This window comes from Couchioplanes caeruleus (assembly GCF_023499255.1).
GTDB lineage: Bacteria > Actinomycetota > Actinomycetes > Mycobacteriales > Micromonosporaceae > Actinoplanes > Actinoplanes caeruleus_A.
The window spans coordinates 5,292,081-5,318,760 of the sequence record NZ_CP092183.1; the positions used below are offsets into that span (position 1 = coordinate 5,292,081).

Genomic DNA, 26,680 nt, shown 5'->3' on the forward strand with positions numbered 1-26,680 from the left:
GTGCAGGATTGTTGAGATGCGTTCATGTCGAAGTGGACTGTCGCGCTCCTCCTGCTGGCCGGCCTGGCCACTCCCGCAACTCCCGCCGGCGCGCACGCGGCTGCGGCCGTACCCGTCTATCCGGCCGTCGGGCCGACCACCCACCTCCTGGACCACGCCGCGCTGCTCGATGACGTCGCCGAACCCGCGTGGTACGAGGCGAACATCCCGTTCGTGGACCTGCCCGACCGCGACATCCAGCAGACGTACTACTACCGCTGGCGCACCTACAAGGAAGCGCTGAAGTACACCGGCCCGAAGGACGGCTGGATCGTCTCGGAATTCCTCGGCCCGGTCGGCTACTCCGCCCCGTACGGGGGCATCGACGCCGCCGCCGGCCACCACGTCTACGAGGGACGCTGGCTGCGGGACCGCCGCTACACCGACGACTACCTCGACTACTGGCTCAACGGCTCCGGCGCCGGCCCCAAGCCCGCCACCGACCAGCTCAACGACAACGCGACCGACTGGGCCCACCAGTACTCGTTCTGGGCGGTGGACGCGGCCGTGGCGAGGGCCCGGGTGACCGGCGACTGGCGGTTCGTGCTCGACCGGATGCCGCAGCTGGAACGGCAGTACGCCCGCTGGAAGGACACCAACTTCGACACCGCCACCGGGCTCTACTGGCAGACGCCGGTGTGGGACGCGATGGAGTACACGGCGAGCTCGTACCAGAGCGACGACCCGTACCACGGCGGCGACGGCTACCGACCGACCCTCAACGCCTACCAGTACGGCGACGCCCGCGCGCTGGCCCTGCTCGCCCGGATGGCCGGCGACCCGGCCAAGGCGGCGCGTTACGAGCGCGAGGCCAGGAACCTGCGCACTGCCACCGAGAAGTACCTGTGGGACCCGCGTACATCGTTCTACAAGCACGTCATGCGCGACGGCAACCCGCAGCGCACGCCGATCGCCGACCGGGAACAGATCGGGTACATCCCCTGGTACTTCCACATGGCCCCGGCCGCCAACGCCGCCGCCTGGGCGCAGCTGACCGACCCGCAGGGCTTCGCGGCGCCGTACGGGCCGACCACCACCGAGCGGCGCAGCCCCTGGTTCATGCACGACGCGCTCGCCGGATGCTGCCGCTGGGACGGGCCGAGCTGGCCGTTCGCCACCAGCCAGACGCTCACCGCCCTCGCGAACCAGCTCATCGACTACCCGGCACAGTCCTACGTGGACCGCGACGACTACTACAACCTGCTGCGCGGGTACGCCCTCACCCAGCGCAAGGACGGCAAGCCGTACGTGGCCGAGGCGCACCACCCCGACGAGGACCGCTGGATCTACGACGGCCGCAACCACAGCGAGGACTACAACCACTCCACGTTCACCGACAACGTGCTCTCCGGGCTGCTCGGCGTCCGCCCCCAGGCCGGGGACACGCTGCGCCTCGCCCCGCTCGTGCCCGCCGGATGGGACCACTTCGCGCTGGAGAACCTGCCGTACCACGGCCGCAACGTGACCGTGGTGTGGGACCGCGACGGCACCGCGTACGGCCAGGGCCGTGGCCTGCGGGTGTGGGTCGACGGGCGGCTGCGGCACACCCAGGCCTCGCTGTCCCCGGTGACCGTGGCGCTCACCGGGCGGCCCTCGGCGGTCACGCTGCCCGAGCTGGTCGACGACGCCGCCAACGTCACCGAGACCGGCCATCCCACGGCGAGCGCCTCCTACACGTGGCGCGGGGACAAGGCGGTCGACGCGATCGACGGGCAGGACTTCCACCTCGACGTGCCGGCCACGCGCTGGACCACGTACGGCTCCCCCAACGCCCGCGACTGGCTGCAGGTGGACCTCGGGGCGGCCACCGTGGTCTCCGACGTCCGCATCGTCTTCTACGACGACGGCGGCGGCGTACGCACCCCCCAGTCGTACGCCCTGCAGTACCAGACCCCCGCGGGCGACTGGCTCGACGTCCCCGGCCAGACCCGCTCCCCCGCCGCGCCGGTCGGCCGCGCGGTGAACCGCGTGCTGATCGACCCTCCGCTCACCACCGACCGGCTGCGCGTGGTCACCACCCGGGACGACGGCGGGGCGGTCGGCATCACCGCGCTGCAGCTGTGGCGCCGACCCGATCCGCGCGTGTCCGTGCGGTTCGACGGCCTCGTCGACGGCGCGATCCCGGTCGACGCCGGCAGGACGGTGACGGTGAAGACCCGCGCCACCGGCCGGGCCGACCTGTCCCTGCAGGTGCCGCGGGGCTGGACGGCGCGCCGGACCGGCCCCGGCACCTGGCAGGTCACCGTGCCGCCGGACGCCGACGTCGCCGCGGGCCTGCCGATCCGGGCGCTGGCCACCACCCCCGCCGGCGTCAGCAGCGCGCTCGCGCCCACCCGGTACGTCTTCGACCCGGCGGACTTCCCGCGGACGCTGTGGGACGACGACTTCGGCACCGACCGCACCGCGGCGTACCGGCTCGACCGGCCGGTTGCGGCCGAGCAGGCGCCCACGTTCACGGTCACCGGCGGCGCGCTGACGGCGACCTCGCCCGGGCGCGCGTTCGGCGTACTCGCCGCGCCCGTCGCCGCCGGCGACAGGGGCACCGCGATCGTGGTGGAACCGCGCTCGTTCTCCGGCGCCTCGCCGGAGGACAGCCTCTTCCTCGGCCTGGCCGCGGGCGCCGGCGACTACGCGCTGGCCTGGTACAACAACCACTTCGGCACGTCCGGCGCGGACGTCGAGGTGGCGGGCGGCTCCCGCCCGGAGGCGTCCGGCGGCTGCTGCGCCGACGTCCGCTGGGAGCCGGGCGACCGCTTCGCCGTGATGGTGCGCTCCGGGCACCTGAGCACCTGGCGCGAGCACGACGACGCCTGGACACTGCTGCACGACGCACCGGTGGACGCGGCCGTCCCGCCGGCGACGGCCGCGACGTGGGCACCGGCCGTGGGCCTGCGGCTGGACCCCGGCACGATCAGCCTGGACCGGGTGACCGTGCTCGGGCGCTGAAGGTCGTGCCCGGCACCACGCGATCTTCGAGTCAGTACAGTGCGGGGCATGGTCAAGCTACAGCAGGAGATCATCGCCGAGCTCGGCGTCCAGTCCGCCGTCGAGCCGAAGACGGAGATCCGCCGGCGCGTCGACTTCCTCAAGGACTACCTGCGGTCGACCCCGGCCCAGGGGTACGTGCTGGGAATCAGCGGCGGCCAGGACAGCACGCTCGCCGGCCGGCTCTGCCAGCTCGCCGCGGAGGAACTGCGAGCCGACGGACGCGAAGCGACCTTCGTCGCCGTACGGCTGCCGTACGGCGTGCAGGCCGACGAACACGACGCGCAGATCGCCCTCGAGTTCATCCGGCCCGACCGCTCGGTCGCCGTGAACGTCCGGCCCAGCACGGACACCGTCGGAGCCGAGACCGCGCAGGGCCTGCGCGACCTGCTCGGCGAGCAGCCCGCCCTGCGCGACTTCGTCCGCGGCAACATCAAGGCCCGTGAACGCATGGTGATCCAGTACGCGATCGCCGGCCAGCTCAACCTGCTCGTCGCAGGCACCGACCACGCCGCGGAGGCGGTCACGGGCTTCTTCACCAAGTACGGCGACGGCGCGGTCGACATCACCCCGCTGACCGGCCTCACCAAGCGCCAGGGCGCCGCGCTGCTGCAGGAACTCGGGGCCCCGGCGAGCACCTGGCAGAAGGTCCCGACCGCCGACCTCGAGGACGACCGCCCGGCCCTGCCCGACGAGGTCGCACTGGGCGTCACCTACCACCAGATCGACGACTACCTGGAGGGCCGCGAGGTCGCCCCCGAGGCGGCGTCGAGAATCGAATCGGCCTTCCTGGCGACACGCCACAAGCGCGCCCTGCCGGTCACACCCCACGACACCTGGTGGCAACCGACAGCCTGATCATGACCATGCCAGCCGTCGACCACTACCTGTCAGACCGGCCCGCCAGCACCCGACAAATCACCACCGCGAATGTGTCGACCGACCGGCACTCCATCCGCATCAAACTCTCACCCGCTGCTGGAACGTCGCCACCCTCGTGTACTCATCTGGCACCCCTCTATGTCAAGTGGTGATCATGATGGGTGTTCTAGGCTGTGGGTCGGCGGGTCCGGGAAGTGACTTATCCGAAGTGCCGGCCATGGGGATCAGGTCGGCCGCGCCGGATTGCAGAGTCGCCCCCAGGTGTCCTCCCGGGCCCGTCTCAAGCTGCTTGGTGTCGGCGAGCATCTGCTTGTAGACGACGTCGGACAGGCGGCGTTTCAAAGCTCGGAGGGCTTCCATCGGGGTTTTGCCGGCGGCGAGTTTGCGCCGGTAGCAGCGGCGGCCTTCGGTGTCGTGCCGGAGCTGGACGATGGCCATGATGTGCAGGGCTCGGTTGATGCGCCGGTTGCCGGCGCGGGAGAGCCGGTGCCGGTTGTTGTCGCCTGAGGAGGCGTCGATCGGGGCGGTGCCGTTCCAGGACGCGAAGTGAGCCCGGCGGGAGAAACGGCGGATGTCGCTGATGTCGCCGAGTAGGCGGGCGGCGCCGGACGGGCCGATGCCGTGCAGTTCTTGCAGGCGGCTGCCGGTGGTGGCGACGAGTTCGGTCAGTTCCTGGTTCGCGATCTTGATCTTCTTGTCGATCGTGACGAGTTCGTGGATCAGTTGGGAGGCCAGCCAGCGGCGGGTCTTGCCGACGACGTCACGCGGACGCACGGTGTTGAGCAGGGCGCGGGCCTGTTGCGCGGAGAGGAACTGCTTGGCCCCACCGGGCACGAGTTCGAGCAGCAGGTGGTGCAAGCGGGAGACGACCTCGGTGCGGGTGCGGCCGAGCTGGTCACGGCGGTCGACCAGAAGTCGCAACGCGACTGCGGTGTCATCGGCCTGGACCTGCCGCAGATTCGGGGTGCGCAACGCGACGACAGCGACGCTGTGCGCATCGACGGGGTCGGTCTTACGGCCCTGGGCGGTGGCGAAGACCCGGGCCCGAGCGGACGGTTTCGCCGGCACGTCCACCACGACTTCGCCGTCGGCTACCAGACGCTGGGCCACATGACGGCCGATGCCGCTGCACCCCTCGACGGCCCAGACACGGTCCTTGTGCTTGCGGCCGGCGGCGAGCATGGTGTTCACGGTCGTTGATGATCTCGATAGTGGCGGAACGCTTGTGCGGGCCCACGCCAATGATGACCTGAGCCATCGCGACTCCCTGTTCCTCGCTGCGACAACCATTGTCGGCGAGGAGGGCACCGCCACTTGGAGCTGGGCATGCCCCTCTTGAGCCTCTCCGCGCCGCGGTGACCGGCGAGGCGCACGCCAGATGAGAGCCACACCAAACTACGGCGGTGGGCAGCCGACAAGAGAGCGACTCCACCGGTCACCTCGACCATGCCTGGCCTGGCAGCGGTCGTGCCACCAGTAGATAAGTAGCCGATGACAGTGCACCTCACCGATTACTGATGAACGAGGACTGGATGACGCTGGTGTCCCGAATATGGTGGTACGCGTGGTGGAAGTTGTCGCGGGGGCAGGGTTCATTCGTCGCAGCAGATTCCGCTCACCAGTCGGCTGGACTGTCGAGAAGGTCTTCGACTGCGGCCATGAGAAGCATGCGGTCGTGTTCCGACGGCGCCATCACCGCTGTCGCTGCGGCGGCCCAGAAGCCATCGGCCATGAGGCGGGCAGTGGTGAGCCGGAAACGTTCGGCCGAGGGGAGGTCGTCGGGTAGCGCCAGCCAGGGCTGCAAGCGCTTCACCCACGCGTCGGTCAATGGTGCGTGGTGGACCGTGTCGAAGTAGACCGCGAAGTCGGCCCGATCGAAAGGCGCCGTGAGTGCGACTCGCGTCTAGGCCCGGACGCGTTCGGCGGGAGTGGACTTGAGGAAAATTTGCCCAGTTCGTCAAGCATCAAGCGCTCCCACTGGTCAGCGGCGTGGTCCACAACGGCCAGCATCAGGGCTTCCTTCGACCGAAAGTGATACAGAAGGCCTGACTTGGTCAGTCCTACCTGCTTGGCGGTCGCCTCGATGGTGATGGCGCCGTGGCCCCGGAGCCGGAGAATTTCCGCGCGCCCTCGATGGTGCGGCGCTTGTCCTCACTGACCATGGATCGTTTCACCATCCTGTCGATATGGTCGGTGATTACATCTGGGCTCGTACGGGGGATGACCGCGAGTGTGGAGCAGCCGGGCGCGAGCTCATCTCAACTGATCATCATTGCCGGCCGGGTGGGGCTCGGCGAGTTCGAGGAGGCCTGCTCGGGCGAGGGCGACCTCGTCGTCGTTGATGTAGCTGCCCTGGGCGATGGCTGCAGCGACTCCTTCGGCACCGAACTGCACGAGCAGGGTCCGCTGCGGCGAGAGGCCGTCGCGAGAGAAGGTAGTGCGCCACCAATCGGCGTCCGCGCGCAGCAGATCGGCGACCTCGCTGATCGTGTCCACGCCGATCCAGGCCGAGGGGGTGAAGGCGAGGACGGCTTCCTTGCTGCTGCCACACAGGGCGCGGACGTACCCGCGCAGAACTTTGCCCGCCCGGTTCTCGGCGAGGTCGACATGATGCATCACCTCATCGCGGAAGCGGCCGAGCGCCGCCTCCACCACGGTGACGATGAGGGTCTCGCGGGAGGCGAAGTGATACATCAGAGCGCCTTTGGAGACCTTCGCCCGAGCGGCGACGTCGGCAAGGCTGAAGCCCGTCCCGCGCTCGCGCAGCAGATGCTCGGTGGCCTCGATCAAAGCGCCGCGCGTGCGTTCGCGGTCGCGGGTGGCCAGCTGCGCCTTTGCGGGCGTTCGCTTGGCACCGGTTGATCGGCCGCTGGAGGTCATGCGGAATCCTTTCCGACCGGGGAGGGGATGGTGCGCCACGCGGTCACCGCTGCCACCACCAGCAACAGCGCTGCGACCACCGATGTGACCTGCATGGCGTGAGTGAAGGCGTGCCGGGCGGCGTCCATGATTCCAGCCGCGACGGGCCCCGCACCGTGCAGGGCGGCCGCGGCCCCGGCCAGCGAATCCTCCACCGCGGCGCGCAACTCGCCAGGCAGGCTTTCGGGCAGCTCCAGCCGCTGCTGGTACAACGCGATCTGCAGCGAGCCGAGCACGGCGATGCCCAAGGCGACGCCGAGCTCGTACGCGGTCTCGGAAACCGACGAGGCAGCTCCGGACCGCTCCTTCGGCACGGCGCTCACCACTGCGTCGGTGGCCAAGGTCGTCGACAGGCCGGCGCCGAGCCCGCAGACGGCGACAGCCGTGCACAGCAGGACGTATCCGGACGCGTTCTCGGCGGCCGCCAGCAGTCCCAGCCCGAGGGCGGAGGTGAGCATTCCGACGGCGATCGCACGACCACGCCCCAGCCGGCCGAGCACGAAACCGGCGACGGCGATCACCGCCATCGAGGCCAGGGTCGCGGGCAGTTCGATCAGACCCGCCTGTAGCGGGCTCAGACCACGCACCAGTTGCAGGTATTGAGAGAAGAAGAACAGCAGGCCGATGAAGGCGAAGATCGCGATGGTCTCGGCGATCACGGCGCCGGCGAAGGCGGGGACCCGGAAGAGGGAGACGTCGACCAAGGGCTGGGTCAGGCGCCGCTGACGGCGTACGAACGCGATGCCAGCGATCAGCCCCACCAGCGCGCTCGGCGGAACCGATGCGTCGAAACCACTGCCGGCGACGTGCTTGATGGCGTACACGATGGGCACGATCGCCAGCACCGACAGCGCCGCCGACGGCAGATCAATGCGGTTTGCCGCCGGGTTGCGCGACTCCGGCAGCAGAACAACGCCCGCGATCAGCACGATGAGCATGACCGGGACGTTGAGCAGGAACACCGATCCCCACCAGAAGTTCTCCAGCAGCGCCCCGCCGCTCAGGGGGCCGATGGCAGCACCGCCGGTGGCGCCCGCGGCCCAGACCGCGATGGCGGTGGCGCGCTGGCGGGGATCGTCGAACAGGTTGCGCAGGATCGACAGCGTCGACGGCATGACCATCGCCCCGAAGAAGCCCAGGAAGGCGCGGGCGGCGATCAGCAACTCAGGGTTGGGTGCGAAGGCGCCCACAGCCGAACTGATGCCGAACCCGACGCTGCCGATCAGCAGCAGGCGTTTCCGCCCGACGCGGTCAGCCACGTTTCCCATGGTCACCAGCAGACCGGCGATCATGAACGAGTAGATGTCGCCCATCCACAGGATCTCGGTGCCGCTGGGATCCAGATCGGCCGTCAGGGCGGGGATCGCCAGAGCCAGCACCGTGCCGTCAACGGCCAGCAGCACCACCGCCGACGTCAGAACGATCAGGGACAACCAGGCACGCAAGCCGGCACGGGCGGGGCCGGCGGTCGCAACGTTCTGCGGGGACCCGGCGTCGGCCGGCGGAGTCTCGGTCACCACCCCATCGTATACGCTTCGGTCGGTACAACAAACCGATCGGTCAGCTAAGGTGCTGGAGTGATGGCCGAGATCTTGTGTGGTGATGCTTGCCGGACCGGTCCGGACGCGAGTTCAGGCGTCGGCTACCGCATGCCCGAGGCCTCCCGCACCGCTTGCAGAGCCTGGTTCATCGCTGGTTTCAGCCGACGCCTCGCTCCCCGGGCGGCGCCTCGCGACCGCGGTCATCACCCAGACAGCGCGAACGGAGATGCCATGAACAGTCCCACCGTACGATCCGCCGACGTCGTCATCGTCGGCGCGGGCCTCGCGGGCCTCTCCGCCGCGGATCAACTCACCCGAGCAGGACACGACGTCGTCGTGATCGAAGGACGGGACCGCGTCGGAGGAAGGGTCCACACGACCGAGGTCGCAGGCGTCTCCGTCGATGCCGGCGCGACCTGGGTGGCCCCAGGGCACACAGCGGTACGCGACCTCGCCGGTCGGCTCAACTGCGAGTTCGTCCCGCAGTTCCATGAGGGCAAAGGAGTCGGATCATGAGCCGGTTGCAGAAGATGGTCGACGGTCTCCCCGTCTCGTCTCCCTGGGAGCACCCCCACGCAACACGACTCGACTCAATCTCGTTCGGCGAGTGGCTGGCCTCCAAGCGCGCGCTCACCGACACCCGCAGGTTCATGAGCATGGTCAGCCTGGTGCACTGGGGCGCCCCCGTCGGGGACGTGTCACTGTTCAACGTCATGCGCTACATCAAGAACCTGGGCGGCATAGAGCACATGCTCGCCGTCGAGGGCGGCAACCAGCAGGACCGTGTCCTGGGAACCGCCCACACGATGGTCGGGCGACTCGCCGACACGCTCGGATCCCGCGTTCTCCTCGCCTCCCCGGTGGAGCGCATCACCACAGTCGGCAATCGCGCGACGGTCGAAACCGCCCAGGAGACCATTGCCGCCCGGTACGTCATCGTGACCGCGTCACCGACGCACCGCTCCACCATCAAGTTCACACCAGCGCTACCGGAGCAGCACTACGGACTCTCCCGCAGCTGGCGGCTGGGAGCACTCAGCAAAGCCTTCGTCGCGTACGACCGCCCCTTCTGGCGAAGCCGGGGACTCTCCGGCGAAGCAGTGTCCGATGACGAGACCGTATTCCTCACCTTCGACGTCAGCCCGCCGCAGACGGCCCCGGCATACTCATGGTGTTCTGCGACGCCCGCGGGTTTGACGCCTACGACGAGAACGAACGCCGCCGCCGCGTCATCCACCACCTCGCCCATTTTTACGGAGAGCCCGCGCAGCATGCTGTCGACTACACCGATTTCTCGTGGGGCAACGACGTATTGGCGCCTGGCGGGCCCAACCCAGCACTCGGGCCGAAAGCATGGACGACTTTTGGAAAATTCCTGCGGGAGCCGGTCGGTCTCGTGCACTGGGCCGGCACCGAGACAGCCGACGAGACGTCAGGCACCATGAATGGTGCGATCCTTTCCGGGCAGCGAGCCGCCACAGAGGTGGCTGCGCGACTGAACACGAACGGATGACCCTTGCCCAGTCCGGCGCCACTACCCCGTAACTGGCAATGCTCTACCCTTCGCTGATGACGACCGTTCACAAAGCCGAACAGGCAGCCGCCAGCAGCGCTCGCGGAGCCGACATGGGTGACGGGGAACATTCAGGTGGTTAGCGGCTTCGTTCGTCAAGCCAGATGGCGTGGTCGACGTCGACCATCCACGGTGTGACCGGCCGCTGAAAGCGCGTGGTGAGTTCCGCGGCTACCTCGGTCAGCACATGTCGGGCACGATCGGCATCGATGCCCCTCTCCAACCGGGAGAGCCTTGTGAGCACCATGCGGTCCGGCTTGATGAGGTCATCGTTGCCGCAGAGCAGCCGCGCGGCAAGAGGTGGACCAGTATCTCGTACTGCGTACTCGATGCGGTCTGGTCGCTTGACACCCGCTACGACAGCGTCGTTGTCCCAGCCGTCAGGCGAGTCGCTGCTGTCTTCGGCGACGACCACCCGACCAGGTGTCGGGACTGGCGGCGAAGGAGCGGGACGGCGCTCGTACCTCGGGTAGATCCAGCGTCGCTGCCGACACTGCTTGCAGACTACGCCGATGCTGAAACGCTGCGGCGAGATGCGAACGCCCAGATCACGTCCCCGCACAGCGGACTCCTTCAGGCTGAGGGCGCACTGCGGTACTCCAGGATCTTGGTCGAGCATGAGGTTCCGAACCTTGCCGCTGTTCAAACTTGATGTCCGGCCTGGAATTGGACTGGAAGGCCGTCGACCGGAACGAGACCCACCTTGGACTCCACTGGCTAACGTGATCTTCGTGGTAAGCGCTGATATCAGTCCGCAGGCGCGGCAGAATCGGTTCGCGGCCTGGCCCGGCCGGATCGTGACCGTCGCCGGGGTTTGGCTGCTGCTGAGTTTCCCGCTGCGCACGTTTCGCTGGACGCTCTGGATCGACTACGCCTTCGGCCTGCTCAACGTGCCCGCCGAGCCGAACCTGTTCATCGCTGCCGTGTTGCTGGTGATGGGTAGTGCCTTACGTCGCCGGCTCCGGGCGGCCTACCTGCTGCTGCTCGTCTATCAGGTCGCGGCCACTCTGCTGGACGCCGTGATCGCGGTGACCGGTGTCATGTACTGGAACGATGCGGGTGCCAACGATCTGGACATGTCCCACGCCGAGATAGTGCTCACCGCGGCGGCCGCGCCGCTCGGCGTTCTGGTCACCGTTCTGATCTGGCGTTCGCGCGCGGCATTCCCCGCCCGGCTGGCGCACGGCTCCCGGCGCGCCGCGTTGGCCGTGCTCGGCGTCGGCTTGGTCGCGTCCTGGAGTTTCGCCTTCAGCCTGACCTGGCTGTTTCCCGACACGCTGCGTGGCGTGGGCGAGCGAATCGCCTGGGCGAACCGCTCGGCCTGGGGCCTGACCGCGGCCGGTAACAACGCGGGTTTGCACGGCCACCAGGGGCATCACTGGGCGTCGGTCGCTGCGTCGAGCGTCTCGGCATTGGTCCTGCTCGCGGCCGTCGCGGTCTTCCTTCGCTCGGCGCGCTCACAGCAGTACCTGAATGCCGAAGCCGAGATCCACCTGCGCCGTCTCGTCCTCGAGGACGGGGAACGCGATTCGCTCGGCTACTTCGCCACCCGCCGGGACAAGTCGGTGATCTTCTCACCGGACGGGCGAGCCGCGATCACGTATCGAGTCGTCGCCTCGGTGAGCCTGGCCAGCGGTGACCCGATCGGGCACGTCGGCTCGTGGCGGGCCGCGATCAACGCCTGGCTGGCCGAATCGCACCGGCACGGCTGGTTTCCCGCGGTGCTGTCCGCCGGTGAGGACGGCGCGAACGCGTACGTTGCGGCCGGGTTGAAGGCGTTGAGCATCGGGGACGAGGCGATCCTCGAGGTTGCCGGCTTCGGGCTGCAAGGCAGAGCGATGAGTCCGGTGCGGCGGTCAGTCACCCGGGTTCGCGCGGCCGGCTACACCTGTCAGGTTCGCCGCCAAGCGACCATCGACGAGGGCGAGCTGGCTGAGCTGCACCGGCTTGCCGAGACGTGGCGCGGCGACGGTTCGGAGCGCGGCTTCTCGATGGCGCTGGGACGCTTCGGTGATCTGGCCGATGGGCGTTGTGTGCTGGTGACGGCGTACCATCCCGACGGGTCGGTACGCGGCCTTCTCAGCTTCGTCCCATGGGGTGTCCGCGGTCTCTCCCTCGACTTGATGCGCGCCGACCGGCAGGCGGAGAACGGGCTGACCGAATTCATGATCGTCTCGCTCGTCGAGGCTTGCCCGGATCTGGCGGTACGCCGCATCTCGCTGAACTTCGCGATGTTCCGGTCGGTGTTCAGTTCGGCGGACACGGTCGGCGCCGGGCCGGTCACCCGGCTCACCGACGCGGTGCTCTCCGTCGCCTCACGGTTTTGGCAGCTGGAATCGCTCTACCGTGCGAACGCCAAGTATTCGCCCGCCTGGTTGCCGCGCTTTCTGTGCTTCGACTCCTCTCTCACCCTCAGCCGCGCAGTTTTGGCGGCGGGTATGGCCGAAGGGTTTCTGCCCTCGCTGATCGGCGCCGTCCCGGATCCGGCCAGTGAGTTCGCCGGGTTCCTCGAGACCGTGCGCGAGCAGGAGAGCCGGCTGCTGCGGCCGGCCGCACCGCTTCGCAAGCTCAGTCAGCAGCAGCTTTCCCGGCTGCAGAAGCTGGAACGTTTGACCGAGCCGTATCCGGTCGCGGTGCCGCGTACCGCGACGCTGGCTGCGGCCCGCGCCTTGCCGCCCGGAACGCAGGTGTCGGTCACCGGTCGCGTCCGTGCCGTACGCGACCTCGGTGGTGTCCTGTTCGCCGTGCTTCAGGAGGGCGGGACCACGTTGCAGGTCATGCTCACCGCCGACGGTACGCCGCAGGAGCCTCGCTCGCGGTGGCGGCGCACGGTCGACCTCGGTGACCATGTCAGCGTCACGGGCGAAGTGGCGACGTCGCGCAGCGGCGAGCTGTCGGTGCTGGCCACCGCGTGGGTGATGGCCGCCAAGTGCCTGCGCCCACTGCCCGACGTGCATGCCGGTTTCACCGATCCGGAGGCGCGGCTGACCCAGCGCTACCTCGATCTGCTCGTCAACCCGGAGGCGATGCGCGTCCTGCAGCACCGCAGCGTCGCGGTGAAAGCCCTGCGCAACGGTTTCTCGGTACGCGGATTCGCCGAGGTGGAGACGCCGATGCTGCAAGCCGTCCACGGCGGCGCTGCCGCACGCCCCTTCCGCACCCACATCAATGCCTATGACACCGAGCTCTTCCTGCGCATCGCGCCAGAGCTCTATCTGAAGCGGCTGTGCGTGGCGGGTATGGAGAAGGTTTTCGAGCTCAACCGCAACTTCCGCAACGAGGGCGTGGACGCCACGCACAATCCCGAGTTCACCTCTCTGGAGGCGTATCAGGCGTACGCGGATTACCAGTCGATGCGTGAGCTGACCCGCGAGCTCATTCTGGAAGTGGCCACGGCTGTGCACGGCCGTCCGGTCGCCGTGCGCCCTGACGGCCTGGTGGATCTGAGCGAGCCGTGGCCGGTGCTCACCGTCCACGAGGCCGTGAGCAAGGCTGCCGGCACACCACTGACGTCGCAAACCCCGATCAAGCAGGTTCGGGCGGTCTGCGCCGAACACAGTCTGCACGTACCGGCCGAGGCGAGCGCCGGTGAACTGGTAGTGCAGCTCTACGATGCGCTGGTCGAGAAGCAGACCGGCTACCCGACGTTCTACACCGACTTCCCCCTCGAGACCTCGCCGCTGACCCGAACCCACCGCAGCGACCCACGGCTGGCCGAACGCTGGGACCTGGTCGCGTACGGGATGGAGCTGGGCACCGCGTACTCCGAGCTGATCGACCCGCTCGACCAGCGGGACCGGCTCACCGCGCAGTCGCTCAAGGCAGCGACTGGCGACCCGGAGGCGATGAGCATCGACGAGGCGTTCCTGACCGCCCTGGAGTACGCGATGCCACCGACCGGCGGGCTCGGCCTCGGCGTCGACCGCCTCGTCATGCTGTTGACCGGCACGCCGATCCGAGCCACCCTGGCCTTCCCGTTCCACCGACCGCACTGACCGAGCGGCGACTGCGGTCACGCTGCGCTACGTGTCGGGTCTTGGCCGGGACCGTGTCGGTCGGCGTCCGGTGCGCCGGCGAGTGTTCCGCGACGCGTGCGCCTGCGCTTGGCGAACACCAAAGCCAGATGCATGGTCCCGGCGACCAGAAACGCCATGATCATGGCGCTGGCGACGCCGGCCACCGGATCACGGCCGAAGGCGACACCACCGAAGGCGCCGAGCAGCATCGAGTACGCCGCCCAGAGCGCGTCGCCGATCGCGGCGAAGACCGGCGAACCGTACCAGCGGGTAGCGCGTCGCGCCGCTGGCGGTGTTGACGGCTATACGGCCGCCAGGGACGAACCGCCCGACGACGATGAACTGGCCGCCGCGGCGACGAAGAGCCGCTGCCGCCTTCGCCGCGACGCGGGCCGGCCGCGAATGCGGCCAGCGGCCGATGAGACCCCGTCCGGCGCTGTAGGACACGCAGTCTCCGACCACCATGCCCACCGTTGCGGCCAGGATCACGAGCGGCCACGGGGGCCGGCCGGAGGCGGCGAACACCCCGGTGAGGATGAGGATCACTTCCGACGGCAGTAGGGGCAGGACCGCGTCCAGCACGGCCATCCCGAAGAGCAGGACGTAGAGGTACGGCGAGCCCATCAGGCGTTCGGCGATCTGGACGAAGTCCACGGTCGCCGACCCGAGTAACATGCACTCAATTTACATACCGAACGGTCAGTTTGACAGACCGTTCGGTTTGCGAGCTGGGTGATCCCAACGGGAGGAACGAGCGAGGTGGTTGACACTCGAGCACGAGAGCAGCCGGAGTCCGGTGTGTCTTGAGAGCTGAACCGCACGCCGAGGGAAGAACTTCGCCGATTGTCACGATCGAGCTCCCATCAGGATCGGTACGTTGGCGTGAGTCGCCCACGCCCGCTCGCCGGAAGCGGAGTCCGATGATTCTCAGCCTTGTCGCGATCGCGCCTGGCACGGCCTAGCGTGGACGCCATGGGCGGAGGGTTCACTCCATTCACCGTTCGGCACAGCCGCCCGGCGCATAGGCGTTTCTCGTCGGCGAGCGCGTGCACTGATCTGCCGCGATCCGCGCGGCGGCCGGCCGACGCAACGTGACATTGCGTGGCTGGTCCGTGTGGATGACTAGTTGATCGTTGGGGAACGTGGCGGCGACGGGGGCTTGATCGGAGGCCGGGGCGTTGCGTCGGGTATTCGGGGTTGTCGGGTCGACCGCGGGCATGGGGGTGTCGATGACGGCTCCCACGGTGATCTGTTCTGGTGTGTCGAGCTGGGCGCCCAGTCGGAGACCCACCAGTCCCCTCGTCAGGCGATCGGGTCTCCGGCGTGTTCGGCTGGGTCAGGGCGGGCAGTCACATGCCGCTGATCGCGCCGGGTGTGACTGTATTTCAGTTTCAGGCGGTGGGTCCGTCGGAGCCGGTTGGGGTGTCCCGGTAGCCGACTTCGGCTGATCCCGTCGCCACCCGGACGTGGTAGCCCCAATGCGTGAGGGCCTGCACCACCTTCCCGGCGCCGGCCGGGTTCGCGGAGTGGACCTGGATGATACCGATGTCAAAAGGGCGTTCCTCGAAAGCGGCATGCTCCAGAAGCTCGACCACCGGCCAGATCGTGTCCTCCTCGCCGAGGTCGTGGTCAAGCCAGAGTTCGTCAAGCCGTCGGTCCCGATAGCGGTTCAGCAGGGCGATCCCGTCCGCGCTCGTGCGGGCCACGTCGGCATCGCGGCCATCGACGAACGAGCGCAGGTCGTCGATCAACACGACCCGGGCGGATTCCCTTGTGCTCACGTTGTGATGGTGGCTCACCCGGGCGCCGGCGAACACCCATTTGCCGCAGTCCGCTCATGCGTCCGGCGACGCCAGCGTCACCGTCAACCCCGGCGGAGCAAACCCTCTGGCCTAGCCATCCCTGCTGAGTGCAGACTTGGCGCGTGCCGACGCTGCCGCCCATCCGACGGGTCCGGTTCGACATTCGCCCGTGGGGCGACAGCGCCGACCCCGCCCGCGAGCTACTTCCGTTCGTCGACAACGTCAGCCTCGTCGAGCTGGCGTCGGGCTATGAACACGCAGCCGGCTTCGATGTTCCGGGCGCGTACGCCGGTCTGGTGCTCGACCACTTCAACTTCGGTGATTTGATCGCCTACCTCACCGGCCAGCCGGACTCCGCGTATTCGGCGGGCAGAGGTGTGATCGCTCTGCTCGGTTGTGACTGCGGCGAAGCGGGTTGCTGGCCGTTTGAGTCGCAGGTGCTCGTCGAGAACGACTTCGTCACCTGGCGCGGTTTCAGGCAGCCGTTCCGTCCTCGACGCGATTACGGAGGCTTCGGCCCCTTCACTTTCCGTAAGAATCAGTACGAAGGCGCGGCCCGTGAGGCGGCTGCGGCAATACCTGAATGCGGCTCTTGAGTAGCTCGGTCGGCTACTCGCGGAGGCCAGACCCCAGCGCACTGTCATGCCGCCGACAAAGCGCGGCGCCGACGGCGGCCCGCCGTTACTGGCTTTCAGGCGGCGGCCGGATGTGGTGGGGCGCGCTCCGCCCGGCCTGAACCGTGGCGCCGTATCCGGGGCTTCGGGGGGCCGGTGAGCGCGGCGATGGCGGCCGTAGCTACGGCACCGGAGTCGCCTCAGAGGTCAGCCCGCCGGGAACTTCGCACCGGTCATGTGTTCTTGCCCGGGAACCTGCGGGCGACGGGCTTTCGCGCAACGGTGCGCGGGGCAACCTTCCGTTCCTCGGCCGGCGCTCCGGCCGCGGGTGGCCGCTCCGAAGCCCGATAGGTAAGGGCGGTTCGCTTGACCTGCTCGTCAGCGTCGGCCATGAGAGCCTCGCGGATGTGCTGCGGTGTGCGGTCGGAGGCGGCCATCGCCTGTCGTACGTCGGCTGACCGGTCGTCCAACAGGCCGCGAAGGTCGGCTTCTTCGAGGTCGAGGGCGCTCACCAGCGTGGCCCGGATCTCAGGGGAGAAGTCCGTGACAAGTCGGTGCCGCTGCTCCGGGCTGGTCCACTCGTTGACGGCGAGGCCCTTGCGCACGCGTACGGCGCGGTCCTCCAGCAGGGCATCGATGATCTCGGGAATGGCGGTGTGCGCGGCCAGCCGCTCGCGAACCTCGGGCGAGGCGTCCCCGACGAGTTCGGCCGCGAAGTCGGGCTCGAGCGCGGGCATCTCGGCGAGCAGCCCTCGCAGCTCCTTGTCCTGGGCCTTCACCATCACGCCGCGGATACGCTCATCGCAGGACGGGTTCGTGGCGACGGCCCAGCGCACCCGCCGGTCAGCGTCGCCGAGCAGGCGCAGCAGGTCGCCCTGCGAAGCGGCGGCGTTGCGCGCGACGATCTCCCGGACTCCACGGTCCCGGTCGCGGGTGAGGGCGCGCAGCACCTGCGCCGTGGCGTCGGGGCGGGCGGCCAGCGCAGCACGCACCTGCACCGACGGGTCCGCGACCATGCTGTAAAGCTTCTCCTGCGACGTCTTGCGATTGCGCGCGAGGGCGACCCGCTGTTCGACACTGCCGATCGCACTCTGATCTGCCATCGTGGGATTCTCCCACGGGCCGTGACGACGGCTTGCAGCGAGCGGCCGGGCCCGCGGGCACCGCGCTGGGCGCTCAGCTCAGTCGAGCGGGCACGGTGCGCGAAAAGCACGGCCCGCAGTCTGTGCTCGAGGCAGCTTCAGCAGGTTGCGCCTGACGTGCATCATGCCGGTTCACCCGCGGGCAGGTGCCAAGCTCGGCGTCCGTGAGTCCGGGCCCCATCTACACCGCTCTTAATCATGCCTTCCGTCGTTGTTGCTGCTTTCTGCAATGCTCACCGGCTTTCTGGCGGCCCCGCCCAGTCGTGAACCCACCAACAAAACGAATACTTACGGCCCCATGGTCGGATTTGACCTCAACGCTGTCAACGACTCCAGAACCAATACGCTCCCGTGGTCCGTCATGCTTTGACGGGCTCTGATGATAGACGAAATCATTGACAACCGCCTCGATGGCGACGCCCTTGCCGATCAATTGCTGAAAGTCCTCCTGTTTTCAATTTGCGACTTTGTCCGGATTATGAGTAACAGCCATGTCCGCGAGCCGGAACGGATGCCTCCCGTGCACTCTTCTGCCGCCGAGGGTGCGCGCCCGCCGGGCTACGACGGCTTAGCCGTGTCATCGCTGACGCCGGCGGCCCACGCCCGCTCGCGCCGGAGAGAGCGCGCCGCTCATGGCGAAGACGGCGTCGGCAGGTGACCGGCGGTCGCGCGCCCGTCATGCAGGTGCACCGCGTTTCGCTGTGCATCGGGCCCTGCGTGCAGTCGCCGATGACCGTTGCTGGATCATCGTCCGCATGGCCGTGCTCGTGGAGATCCACGTTCCGATGACCGACGACGTCGAGTGGATCGACGACATCGGGGACTACCTGATCGACCTGGAAGATCAGCTCGGGCTCGAAGAGTATGACGACGGTGAGCAGTACGGCGACGTCTACATCTTCTTCATCGCCGGGGCGAGCGAGAAGACGCTGCTGGCGGCGGCATCCAGGGTGGCCACCCGGAAGGGTGTGCCCGAGGGGGCGTTCGCCATGGTCACCGACACGAATGCCCCGCAGTTCGGTATGGGACGCCGGGTGAACCTGCCGGTAGGACGCCCTGCGGGCTCGTAGGCCCGGGCACCCGTCGGCGCGCCGGCCACCCCGCTGGAGCCTCTCCGCGCCGCGGTGACCGGCAGGGCGCACGCCAGAGAACGGCCACACAAATCGCCGAAACCGTGCGTCGATCTTGTGGTGAATGCAATCGACAGGGCATCGATTCCGGCAGCGTGCGATCTATTCGCTCGGTTGTCCGCTCCGAACGTCCCGTCGCGTTCCCATCAGCTGCATGTCGCGATCGAACGGCATCGCGCTAGCGTGGGCGCATGGCCAGGCGCATTTCGAAGGAAGGCGTCATCGCGTTCCGCCTGGCGGCCCACCACCTCACGGAGCGGCTGAACGAGGACGGGCTGCTCGCCGCGGCGGGCCGGTGCGGTGTCCAGAACAGCCCGCCTGGGTCGGCGCTGCTGGCTTTGCACGCCCGGGTCCGAGACATGCGGCAAGAACGGTTGGACCACGTGGTCGCCGAGGAGAAGAGTCTGCTGCAGACCTGGTCCATGCGCGGCGCGCCGTTCTTCCTTCCGACCGCGGATGCGCCGGTGTTCACCACCGGTGTGCTGCCGCCGACCGAGGAGGCGTTGCGGCACTTCGTCCTCGGCGTGCAACAGTCGGTGGATCGTCTTGGTGTGAGCCTGGCCGAGGCGGTCGAGCTCACGGGCCACCATATGGGTGAGGTGCTCGCCGGACGCCGGCTCGCGATCGACGAGCTGGGCGGAGAGCTCGCCGCGCGGATCGCTTGCGACTTGCCGAAGGGGCAGCGCGACGTCTGGGAGGAAGAAGGTCCTTACGCCGCGGGCCAGGCGATCGGTGAGGCCGTGGTGCACTTCTGCATCCGCATCCTCACGTTGCGGCAGGTCGTCTGCCTCGCTCCGCGTGTCGGGAACAAGGCGCCGTTCGTGCTGCTGAACGAGTGGCTCGGCCACTCGATCCCGCGCGTCGACCCGGACGTCGCGCGGGGCGAACTGCTGCGTCGTTACCTGCACTGCTACGGGCCTTCGACACGTGCGGATTTCGCCGCGTGGGTGGGGGTCCGCGTCGGCGACACCGGTCCATGGTGGAGCCCGGTCCGGGACGAGTTGAGGCAGGTTGAGTTCGGCGGCACGTCCTGGATCCTCACCGGTGACCTCGACGCGCTCCAGTCGTCCGCGATCCCGGATGGGGTACGCCTGCTGCCGCCTTCCGACCCGTATACGCAGCTACGTGACCGCGACACGATCGTCGACAAGAAACACCATCGGGCGGTGTGGACGACGGTCGGCGCACCCGGCACGATCCTCACCGACGGCAGGATCGCCGGAATATGGCGGTCACGCAGGAGTGGCCGGAAGCTGGCCTTCACGATCAAGCCGTTCGGCTCGATGCCACAGCGGGATCGGAAGGCGCTGAACGACGAGGCCGAGCAGATCGCCGCATTGCGGGGCGCGTCGTCCGTAGACATCGTGTTCGCCGACGAGGACGACTCCGACCAACCACCCCGTTTTTTGCATCAGTAGGCATTGCCGTCGGCTCCCCAGGTTCGCTTGACCGTGTCGACGTCGCCTTGCTTAATGGTGGAATGGTTGCTGAAGGCCGCGCGGAGGCGGCCTGCGCCGGACCGAGCCGGGCGCTGGCGAATTGGGTGCAGAATTACACTGCGTATCGGGAGCGGCTGGTCCGGCCGGTGCGGAGGCAGGAGGCTGCGTGCCTCGACGTGGTGCTGCTCATCTCGTCCGGCGATCCGGTCCTCGTGCCGGCCGCCGGTGCACGGCCTGGTTCCGAGACCGGTTACCAGTCGGTGCTGGTGACTGCCCATGACCGACCGATGGCCACGGTGCATTCGGGCCGGCAAGAAGGCTTTCATGTACGGATGACACCGTTGGCCGCCTACCGCCTCCTGGCCGGTGCACCGGTCAATGAATCGACGAACAGGGTGCTGGACCTGCCTTCGGTCTTCGGAAGCCGCGGCGAACTGCTGGTGGAGCGGATGAGGGCGGAGCCTGTCGGTGGTCGCCGTGTACGGCTCGTCGAAGCCGCGCTGCGGGCTTGGCTCGGTGCCGGCCCACAGCCCGCGCCCCAGGTGGTCCGGGCTTGGCGGCACATGCGGGCGAACCGCGGCAACGTCTCCGTGCAAGCGCTGGTCAACCGGGCCGGCTGGAGCCACCGGCACTTCACGAACCAGTTCCGGCGCCAGGTGGGAGTGGCGCCCAAGACCGCCGCCAGACTGTTGCGGTTCCAATACGCCGTGGAGCTTTTGGCCGAAAGGACGGAATCGCTGGCCGGCGTGGCGGCAGCTGTCGGTTACGCGGACCAAGCCCATTTCACACGCGAGTTCTCCGCACTCGCCGGGTGTCTGCCGTCCCGCTTCAACGCCGGGTCGATTTCGTTCAAGACCAGGTCCTGTCCGACTCGTTAGCGTGCCCGTCGACGGTCGCCGATCCGGGAGGACTCTGACATGGACATGCTCGACCTTTATCGCACCGGCACGCCATTCTTGGCAGTGGCTGACGCAGCCGCGGCTGTCGCCTTCTACCGTCTCGCCTTCGACGCTGACGTACGAATGCTCCTGAAGGCTGAGGGGCGGGTCATGCACGCCGCTCTGCTCATCCACGGTGGCCTGGTGGTGGTCGTGGACGAGATGCCGGAAGTGGGCCTGTTCTCCGTCGATCACTACGGCGGCGTGCCGATGTCGATCTTGGTGAGTTGTCCGGACGCGGACACGGCCGTGGAGCGGGCGCAGGCTGCAGGCGCCACCGTCCTTGCCCCGGTCCAGGACAGCTTCAGCGGCGATCGGCACGGGCTGATTCGCTGCCCTTACGGCTACCGATGGGTTCTGTCGACCCGGGTACGGCCGCAATCCATCGCGGAAACCGAGCATCGGTTCCAGGCCTGGGTGGCCGCCGGCGGGACGGTCGGTGCCGTGCCGTCTTCGAACGGGCCTCGACCACAAGTGGTTGCCGAGTACAGTGCTGGCGACCGCCATCGGGAGGGGTGAGCGACGTGGCCACCGTGGAGGACCTGGTGGAGCGAGCGAGGCCGTTGCTCCCTCCCGGCAGCCGGATACGGCACGCCTTCATCTGCCAGGCCGCGCCGAACTTCGCTTACTTCTTCGTCAACTGGGCCACAGGCCTGACCATGTTCATGATCAAGTACCGGTGCGTGGCGATCACGGACGACGCGATTGTGGTGATGGACGGTCCCTCTCTGTCCGGGGGCGCCAGGCCCACGTCCATCCTCGGCACGATGCCGCGTCACACTCGGCTGGGCCCGGTGTCCGGTCGCTGGAGTGAGGTCGATCTGCTCGGTGAACGACACTGGGTGAAGAAGCGCTTTCACGGTGAGATCACCGCTGCCGACGCCGAGGCAGGTTTCACGTACGCGTCATGACGGCCGGCCGAGGATGCCGCTGTCAGAGCGGTCGGCCGTCGCGGGACATCCCGGGCGGAGCGCGGGTCGCTTTGAGTGTGTACCGCGACGAGGGCATGCATCACCACGATGAAGTCGGGTCGCGAACGATTTTGGCCGACTACGACCGCGCCCGCTTGAGCCGGGCTGGCCACCACCACGGCAGCAGCCGTGGTGGTGGCGGTGTCGAATCTCGTGGACACGAAATCTCCAGACGATCATGCGGTGCTGGGACCGGTGTTCAACCGGTGTCCAAAGCCGCGGAGAGAACCACACGTATGGTCGAGGGCCTCCTCGATCAATAGACAGGCGCTCATGGCCGACACTGCGCCGTCGCCCGGGCCGACACGTCGCGTACAGCCCATGAGAGCTGCCTGCTGCGCAACTTCGCCGATGTGCGGTTGTTGGTCTTAGCGAGTTTGAAGGGCGCCGTGGAATGCACTCTCTGTGGCAGAGTCCCTCTGTGCTCTGCCAGTCGTCTCCGGTAGGAGGACGGGCAGACGCGGGTCCCGTCTCGAGAGGAAATCCGCCGTGGCTCAGTACGCCGTCCTGATCTATGCCAACGACTCCGCCCACGCACCGGAGGCCACCGCAGCCGACACGGAGTCGTGCGACGAGCACGCCGACGAGCTGGCGGCCGCCGAGTCGATGGTCATGGCCTACGCGCTCACACCGCGTGACATGGCGACGTCGCTGCGGGCGGGCTCGACCACCGACGGGCCGTTCCTCGACGCCCACGAGGTCGTCGCCGGCTTCTACGTCATCGAGGCCCCAGATCTGGACGCGGCGCTGGCCATTGCGCGTACCAACCCTGTGCTCCGCGAGGGTGGCGGTGTGGAGGTGCGACCGGTTCACAGCGGTGGAACGGTGCAACGTGCGAGCGAGCAGCAGACCATGTAGCGGCCATGGCAGACCCCGACGACGCCCGGCGTGAGCGGCGCGGAACCCATGCTCATGCCGCGATCCGGCCGGACACCGCACACCGCGGTCGGCGGTGAAGTCGGGCAGGATTGAGCAGTGCCCTACGTGTGGATGGCCGGTTGGCAGATGGAGTGCTGCGGTACGCCCTTCCGCAAGGGCGACCAGGTGTCGTGGCGGCTGCGGCATCCCCACTCCACCGAGCTGGCATGGCTCGACCTTGTGCTCCATGACGGAGTCGCCGCCACCGTTGATGCGGTTGAAGACCACCACGGTGATCCGAGCGCTCCGCTGACTGTGGGCGTCGTCGCCTCGATCGCCACGCTGCATTGCCGCTTCACGCCCGAGCCGGTTGCCGGATCTGGGCTCGTGACGTCTGTCGCCATGGCCGAGAAGTGGAACGACGACTTGGACGATCAGCACTTCGCCGGCTTCCTCATCCGCATCGTCACCGCGGATCCAGCGAACCTCCAGGGCAGGCTGCCGACCTCCTGATCTGCCGCTGCCCGCCCGCTACTGAATGCACGGTAGCGGAGGTGCCGATGCGGTCGCGGCAGAGCCGGGTGCCGCGTGGCCCGTGCGTACGCGAGAATCTTGGGCATGTCCTACGACCTGGCTGTCTGGGAAGGCGCTCGGCCGGCGAACGACGCCGCCGCCGCGGCCGAATTCGAGGCGCTGTATGCCCGATTCGTCGAAACGGAGGGGTCCGTCGAGCCGACGGAACGTGTAGCCAGGTACGTGGCGGCGCTGCTGGACCGCCATCCGGACATCGACACCGACGCCGGCGATGACAGCCCTTGGTCGACCGCACCGCTGTTGAATGAGGCGAGTGGGCCGTTGGTGTACTTCCCCATGGTGTGGAGCCGGTGCGACGAGGTCTCGGCGTGGGCCGCTGAGGTGGCCGAGCAACATGGATTGAACTGTTACGACCCGCAGCTGGAGCAGCTTCGCACGTCATGTTCCCGGCCGTGGCGCTTCGAGTTGACGTCGGCGCACGGCCGCACGTTTCGAGACCCGGACGCTGACGTCACCCGCACGGTTCTGACGCGATTGTCCGCGGACGACTACTTCGCCGTACTGACTCGATTCGATGACTGGTACATCCAGGTCGGCTACGGCGAGCGCGCCGGGACCCGCACCGGTTGGTACGCCTTGGAGCGTCGCGACGGAAGCCCAGAGAAGCATTACCGGGTGGAGCTTACGAGCGTCGAAGACGTCATCAACGCCTTCGACGCCTTCCTCCAGAACGATCCGGCGATGACACGCCGGTTCGCGTGGCAACGGTACGCCGTTTGAACCGTGCGACGGCGACGCACTCTATGCCGCTGATCGCGCGTCGTCCGGTACCGCATATATGACCGCGCGCAGTCTGCGAGGATTCCGGTGTCGTCCACGTCCTGAGACCACGCGAGGGCCACGCCGCCGGCCGGCAGCGCCTTGCCGCTTCGCTCCCGGCGCGGACCGGTGGTGACCACCGCGACACCGGCAGGCACGCCGAAGCCCCGCCCCTGAGCTGATCGCTGGACCTGGCTCGCTGCCTCCGCCGGGGTTGACGGTGACGCTGGCGTATACGGACGGCGAGTGGACGGTGGCGGCATCGACTCCAATTGGGTGGTTGTCTCGCAGGACCTGAAGTCGGGCACTAGGGTCGCCGCAGACTCGTTCATCACCGCTACGGTAAAGAAATCCTCCGACCGTTAAGAACGGCCGCACAGCTGGCGACGGAGCGACAAGTTCGTGCCTGAGTTACGGCAACGGATACGGACCGTTCCGATGACGCGGTCGATCCAACACCTGTGGATACCGTCAATGCAATCTTGCAGGTGCGGCCACGGGTATGGCTTGGAGCGCATACGGCGCGACTTTCCGTCGGTGACGACGGTGTATGACCACCGTGCCAGGGCGAGCAGGCTGGTTGCGCACGTTCGAATGCCGGGAGCCGGGGCGCCCACGACGGGGACGCCCCGGCAGATCAGGCGAGGGTGCAGGCCGTACCGTTCAGCGCGGCTGTCGTGGCCGGGGCGTTGCTCTTCGCGTACGTGCCGACCAGGCCGAGCGTGACCTCGGCACCGGGCTGGATCGTCGCGTTCCAGGTTTCGCTGGTCAACGTCACCGTCGAGCCGGACTGGGCCCACTTCGCCGCCCACGACGATGTGACGCGCTGGTCGCCGCCCAGGGACAAGAGGAGGGACCAGCCGTTGACCGCCGCGGTCGCGGTGTTCGTCAGCTTCACCTCGGCGACGAAACCGCCCGGCCAGTCGCTGGTCGTCTTGTAGGAGACCTTGCACGGGGTGGCCGGCGTGGGCGGGGGTGTGGCGGTCGTGGACACCTGGTTGGAGGCGATCGACAGGTTGCCGGCCGCGTCGTGTGCGCGCACGTAGTAGCGGATCATGCCGGTCTGGGTGCTCAGGATCGGCGCGGTGAAGGAGGTGCCGGTCGTGGTGCCGAGATACCGGGACACGTACCAGCCGTCGAACAGGTAGACGTAGTAGCCGGTCAGTTCCACGTCGTCGGTGGACGCCGTCCAGGTGAGCTGCGCGCCGGCCGGGCCGACGCCGGTGAGGGTGAGATTGCCGGGGGCGGTCGGCGCGGTCATGTCGCCGGTGGTGTTCGCCGGGGTGACCACGACGAGCGCGGCACTCGCCGTTGAGGAGTGGCCGTCGGCGTCGATGGCCTGGACGGTGAACCCGTACTGACCGTTCGGACCGATGCCGGACGTGACGGTGGCGGTGGTGACGTTGCCGACGCGCTGGCTGTAGCCGACGTCGCCGAAGGCGGGCCAGTAGCTGAGCGAGTAGTCGACGGGATCGCCGGTGGCGGCGGTCCAGGCGAGGGTCACCGAGGTCGGGCTGATGGAGGTGACGTGGAGGTCGGAGGGCGCGGATGGCGCCGCCGCCGCTGCGGCACGGTCGGCGATCGGGAACAGCGCGCCGACGGAGAGCAGGGCGACCAGGAACGCACGAAAACGGTACGTGGGCATCCTACGACCGTCCGGCATCACATCGATGACTGTCAACCCGATGAGGCGGTACCGGGCTTCCCGGCGATCCGGCCCGCCGCATCGCTCGTCGTGGGGGCGCACGGGCCGACGGATGCGCCGCTCCACCGTCACAATGAACCTGTGCGCGAACGTCGAGGCGAGTCACCAGCGCTCCGTGCCGCGACGGTCACGGGAACGTCGGGCCGTGTCGGCGCGGCGATTGCCGCAGCGCTTCAAGCGGATGGTTGGTTCATTCGCGGGGTCGACCGGGTGCCGGGTCGATGGACCAGCCTGCTCGGAGACCTGCGTGACCCGAAGGTACGCCGGGCCGCACTCCAGCAGTCCGAGCTCTTGGTTCACGCCGCCGCCCTGCACGCGCCGCGCCCCGTCCGCGTGACATCTACGACGAGACGAAACCCGCCGCCGAGCGGTTGGTCGCCTCGGGTGCCACCCCGTCGGTCAGCTTGCGTATCGCGCGCTGCTTCCCGGAGCCGCTGCCCGTGCAGGCGACCCACTTCCTGCATCGAGCCGTAGCGTTGGACGATGTCGTGACAGCCGTCGTACGCATCATCGGGCAGCACGCCGTGACCGGCACCTTCAACGTCGCTGGGCCCTACCCCTTCACCCGGGCGGACTGTCCCCCACTGATCGAGGACGCAGCCGGGTTGATCGCGGCGCGGCTTCCCGGCATGGCTGCCGCGTTCCGGGAGAGGCGCTGGCCGCTGCCTCGCACCCTCGACCGGGTCCACGACTCCCACGCCGCCGCGGAAGCCTTCGGCTATCGCCCGTCTCACGGAATCCATCAGCTGCTGCGCTCGCGCTGACGCCTCCCG

The 26,680-nt window shown here is 68.3% G+C and carries 28 protein-coding genes and 1 pseudogene; 19 read left to right on the top strand and 10 right to left on the bottom strand.

What is annotated here, in order from left to right:
• Positions 1-24: 24 nt before the first annotated feature.
• Together COUCH_RS24580 and nadE are read left to right on the top strand one after the other, a co-directional pair.
• Positions 25-2,985, top strand: coding sequence for an MGH1-like glycoside hydrolase domain-containing protein (locus COUCH_RS24580; protein ID WP_249607560.1), 2,961 nt, complete (start codon positions 25-27; stop codon positions 2,983-2,985).
• Between the two features lie 48 nt (positions 2,986-3,033).
• Positions 3,034-3,882 (top strand): ammonia-dependent NAD(+) synthetase, encoded by an 849-nt coding sequence (nadE, locus tag COUCH_RS24585; protein ID WP_249607561.1) that lies wholly within the window; start codon positions 3,034-3,036, stop codon positions 3,880-3,882.
• A gap of 165 nt (positions 3,883-4,047) precedes the next feature.
• On the opposite strand, the gene COUCH_RS24590 is transcribed toward nadE, so the two are convergent.
• The 5 genes from COUCH_RS24590 to COUCH_RS24605 all read right to left on the bottom strand — a co-directional run bounded on the left by COUCH_RS24590 (position 4,048) and on the right by COUCH_RS24605 (position 8,342).
• Positions 4,048-5,088, bottom strand: a complete 1,041-nt coding sequence (locus COUCH_RS24590; RefSeq protein WP_249613799.1) for an IS110 family transposase — start codon at positions 5,086-5,088, stop codon at positions 4,048-4,050.
• A gap of 433 nt (positions 5,089-5,521) precedes the next feature.
• Positions 5,522-5,734 carry a hypothetical protein gene (locus COUCH_RS24595; RefSeq protein ID WP_249607562.1) on the bottom strand — a complete coding sequence of 71 codons (213 nt, stop codon included), beginning with the start codon at positions 5,732-5,734 and terminating at the stop codon, positions 5,522-5,524.
• Positions 5,731-6,024 carry a TetR/AcrR family transcriptional regulator gene (locus COUCH_RS39060; RefSeq protein ID WP_346016011.1) on the bottom strand — a complete coding sequence of 98 codons (294 nt, stop codon included), beginning with the start codon at positions 6,022-6,024 and terminating at the stop codon, positions 5,731-5,733. The genes COUCH_RS24595 and COUCH_RS39060 overlap by 4 nt, the downstream gene beginning before the upstream one ends.
• 135 nt (positions 6,025-6,159) lie before the next feature.
• Positions 6,160-6,786 carry a TetR/AcrR family transcriptional regulator gene (locus COUCH_RS24600; protein WP_249607563.1) on the bottom strand — a complete coding sequence of 209 codons (627 nt, stop codon included), beginning with the start codon at positions 6,784-6,786 and terminating at the stop codon, positions 6,160-6,162.
• The gene (locus tag COUCH_RS24605; protein WP_249607564.1) at positions 6,783-8,342 is read right to left on the bottom strand and encodes an MFS transporter; all 1,560 of its coding nucleotides are present in this window, start codon (positions 8,340-8,342) and stop codon (positions 6,783-6,785) included. Before COUCH_RS24605 ends, COUCH_RS24600 begins: the two co-directional genes overlap by 4 nt.
• A 255-nt stretch (positions 8,343-8,597) precedes the next feature.
• Here COUCH_RS24605 and COUCH_RS39215 point away from each other — a divergent pair, with 255 nt between their 5' ends.
• From COUCH_RS39215 to lysX, 5 genes and pseudogenes are all read left to right on the top strand, one after another.
• A complete protein-coding gene (locus COUCH_RS39215; protein ID WP_430640993.1) occupies positions 8,598-8,882 on the top strand; it encodes an FAD-dependent oxidoreductase in 285 nt (94 codons plus the stop codon).
• A 14-nt stretch (positions 8,883-8,896) separates the two neighbouring features.
• Positions 8,897-9,451, top strand: a pseudogene (locus COUCH_RS39220) (flavin monoamine oxidase family protein); the annotation flags it as partial.
• Positions 9,452-9,534: 83 nt separating this feature from the next.
• A complete protein-coding gene (locus COUCH_RS39225; protein ID WP_430640994.1) occupies positions 9,535-9,879 on the top strand; it encodes a flavin monoamine oxidase family protein in 345 nt (114 codons plus the stop codon).
• A gap of 169 nt (positions 9,880-10,048) precedes the next feature.
• Positions 10,049-10,591: a hypothetical protein gene (locus COUCH_RS24620; protein ID WP_249607566.1), complete on the top strand. Its 543-nt coding sequence runs from the start codon at positions 10,049-10,051 to the stop codon at positions 10,589-10,591.
• Between the two features lie 70 nt (positions 10,592-10,661).
• On the top strand, positions 10,662-13,934 hold the full coding sequence (gene lysX, locus COUCH_RS24625) for a bifunctional lysylphosphatidylglycerol synthetase/lysine--tRNA ligase LysX (RefSeq protein ID WP_249607567.1): 3,273 nt from the start codon (positions 10,662-10,664) through the stop codon (positions 13,932-13,934).
• Between the two features lie 189 nt (positions 13,935-14,123).
• On the opposite strand, the gene COUCH_RS24630 is transcribed toward lysX, so the two are convergent.
• The 3 genes from COUCH_RS24630 to COUCH_RS24640 form a co-directional block, all read right to left on the bottom strand.
• Positions 14,124-14,609: a DedA family protein gene (locus COUCH_RS24630; RefSeq protein ID WP_249607568.1), complete on the bottom strand. Its 486-nt coding sequence runs from the start codon at positions 14,607-14,609 to the stop codon at positions 14,124-14,126.
• 340 nt (positions 14,610-14,949) lie between these two features.
• On the bottom strand, positions 14,950-15,246 hold the full coding sequence (locus COUCH_RS24635; protein WP_249607569.1) for a hypothetical protein: 297 nt from the start codon (positions 15,244-15,246) through the stop codon (positions 14,950-14,952).
• A 100-nt stretch (positions 15,247-15,346) separates the two neighbouring features.
• Positions 15,347-15,736: a cyclic-phosphate processing receiver domain-containing protein gene (locus COUCH_RS24640; protein WP_249607570.1), complete on the bottom strand. Its 390-nt coding sequence runs from the start codon at positions 15,734-15,736 to the stop codon at positions 15,347-15,349.
• Between the two features lie 143 nt (positions 15,737-15,879).
• Between COUCH_RS24640 and COUCH_RS24645 the strand changes: the two genes are divergently transcribed.
• Positions 15,880-16,353, top strand: a complete 474-nt coding sequence (locus COUCH_RS24645; protein ID WP_249607571.1) for a hypothetical protein — start codon at positions 15,880-15,882, stop codon at positions 16,351-16,353.
• A gap of 251 nt (positions 16,354-16,604) precedes the next feature.
• Here COUCH_RS24645 and COUCH_RS24650 read toward each other — a convergent pair whose 3' ends face one another.
• Complete coding sequence (locus COUCH_RS24650) at positions 16,605-17,474, bottom strand: hypothetical protein (RefSeq protein ID WP_249607572.1); 870 nt, start codon at positions 17,472-17,474, stop codon at positions 16,605-16,607.
• A gap of 418 nt (positions 17,475-17,892) precedes the next feature.
• On the opposite strand from COUCH_RS24650, the gene COUCH_RS24655 reads away from it, so the two are divergent.
• The 9 genes from COUCH_RS24655 to COUCH_RS24695 all read left to right on the top strand — a co-directional run bounded on the left by COUCH_RS24655 (position 17,893) and on the right by COUCH_RS24695 (position 24,163).
• The gene (locus COUCH_RS24655; protein ID WP_249607573.1) at positions 17,893-18,171 is read left to right on the top strand and encodes a hypothetical protein; all 279 of its coding nucleotides are present in this window, start codon (positions 17,893-17,895) and stop codon (positions 18,169-18,171) included.
• 97 nt (positions 18,172-18,268) lie between these two features.
• Positions 18,269-18,583: a hypothetical protein gene (locus tag COUCH_RS24660; protein ID WP_249607574.1), complete on the top strand. Its 315-nt coding sequence runs from the start codon at positions 18,269-18,271 to the stop codon at positions 18,581-18,583.
• Between the two features lie 251 nt (positions 18,584-18,834).
• Complete coding sequence (locus COUCH_RS24665) at positions 18,835-20,061, top strand: winged helix DNA-binding domain-containing protein (RefSeq protein ID WP_249607575.1); 1,227 nt, start codon at positions 18,835-18,837, stop codon at positions 20,059-20,061.
• Between the two features lie 62 nt (positions 20,062-20,123).
• Positions 20,124-20,960, top strand: a complete 837-nt coding sequence (locus COUCH_RS24670; protein WP_249607576.1) for a helix-turn-helix domain-containing protein — start codon at positions 20,124-20,126, stop codon at positions 20,958-20,960.
• 39 nt (positions 20,961-20,999) lie between these two features.
• Entirely contained in the window at positions 21,000-21,539 is a 540-nt protein-coding gene (locus COUCH_RS24675) for a VOC family protein (protein ID WP_249607577.1), read from the top strand.
• A 5-nt stretch (positions 21,540-21,544) separates the two neighbouring features.
• On the top strand, positions 21,545-21,931 hold the full coding sequence (locus COUCH_RS24680; protein ID WP_249607578.1) for a hypothetical protein: 387 nt from the start codon (positions 21,545-21,547) through the stop codon (positions 21,929-21,931).
• A gap of 549 nt (positions 21,932-22,480) precedes the next feature.
• A complete protein-coding gene (locus COUCH_RS24685; RefSeq protein ID WP_249607579.1) occupies positions 22,481-22,849 on the top strand; it encodes a YciI family protein in 369 nt (122 codons plus the stop codon).
• Between the two features lie 117 nt (positions 22,850-22,966).
• Positions 22,967-23,362 carry a DUF6578 domain-containing protein gene (locus COUCH_RS24690; RefSeq protein WP_249607580.1) on the top strand — a complete coding sequence of 132 codons (396 nt, stop codon included), beginning with the start codon at positions 22,967-22,969 and terminating at the stop codon, positions 23,360-23,362.
• A 105-nt stretch (positions 23,363-23,467) separates the two neighbouring features.
• Entirely contained in the window at positions 23,468-24,163 is a 696-nt protein-coding gene (locus COUCH_RS24695) for a hypothetical protein (RefSeq protein WP_249607581.1), read from the top strand.
• Positions 24,164-24,839: 676 nt separating this feature from the next.
• Here COUCH_RS24695 and COUCH_RS24700 read toward each other — a convergent pair.
• Positions 24,840-25,847, bottom strand: a complete 1,008-nt coding sequence (locus tag COUCH_RS24700; protein ID WP_249607582.1) for a cellulose binding domain-containing protein — start codon at positions 25,845-25,847, stop codon at positions 24,840-24,842.
• A 141-nt stretch (positions 25,848-25,988) separates the two neighbouring features.
• On the opposite strand from COUCH_RS24700, the gene COUCH_RS39230 reads away from it, so the two are divergent.
• Both COUCH_RS39230 and COUCH_RS24705 read left to right on the top strand, forming a co-directional pair.
• Entirely contained in the window at positions 25,989-26,381 is a 393-nt protein-coding gene (locus COUCH_RS39230; RefSeq protein ID WP_430640817.1) for an NAD-dependent epimerase/dehydratase family protein, read from the top strand.
• Positions 26,312-26,671 carry a hypothetical protein gene (locus COUCH_RS24705; protein WP_249607583.1) on the top strand — a complete coding sequence of 120 codons (360 nt, stop codon included), beginning with the start codon at positions 26,312-26,314 and terminating at the stop codon, positions 26,669-26,671. Before COUCH_RS39230 ends, COUCH_RS24705 begins: the two co-directional genes overlap by 70 nt.
• Positions 26,672-26,680: the final 9 nt, after the last annotated feature.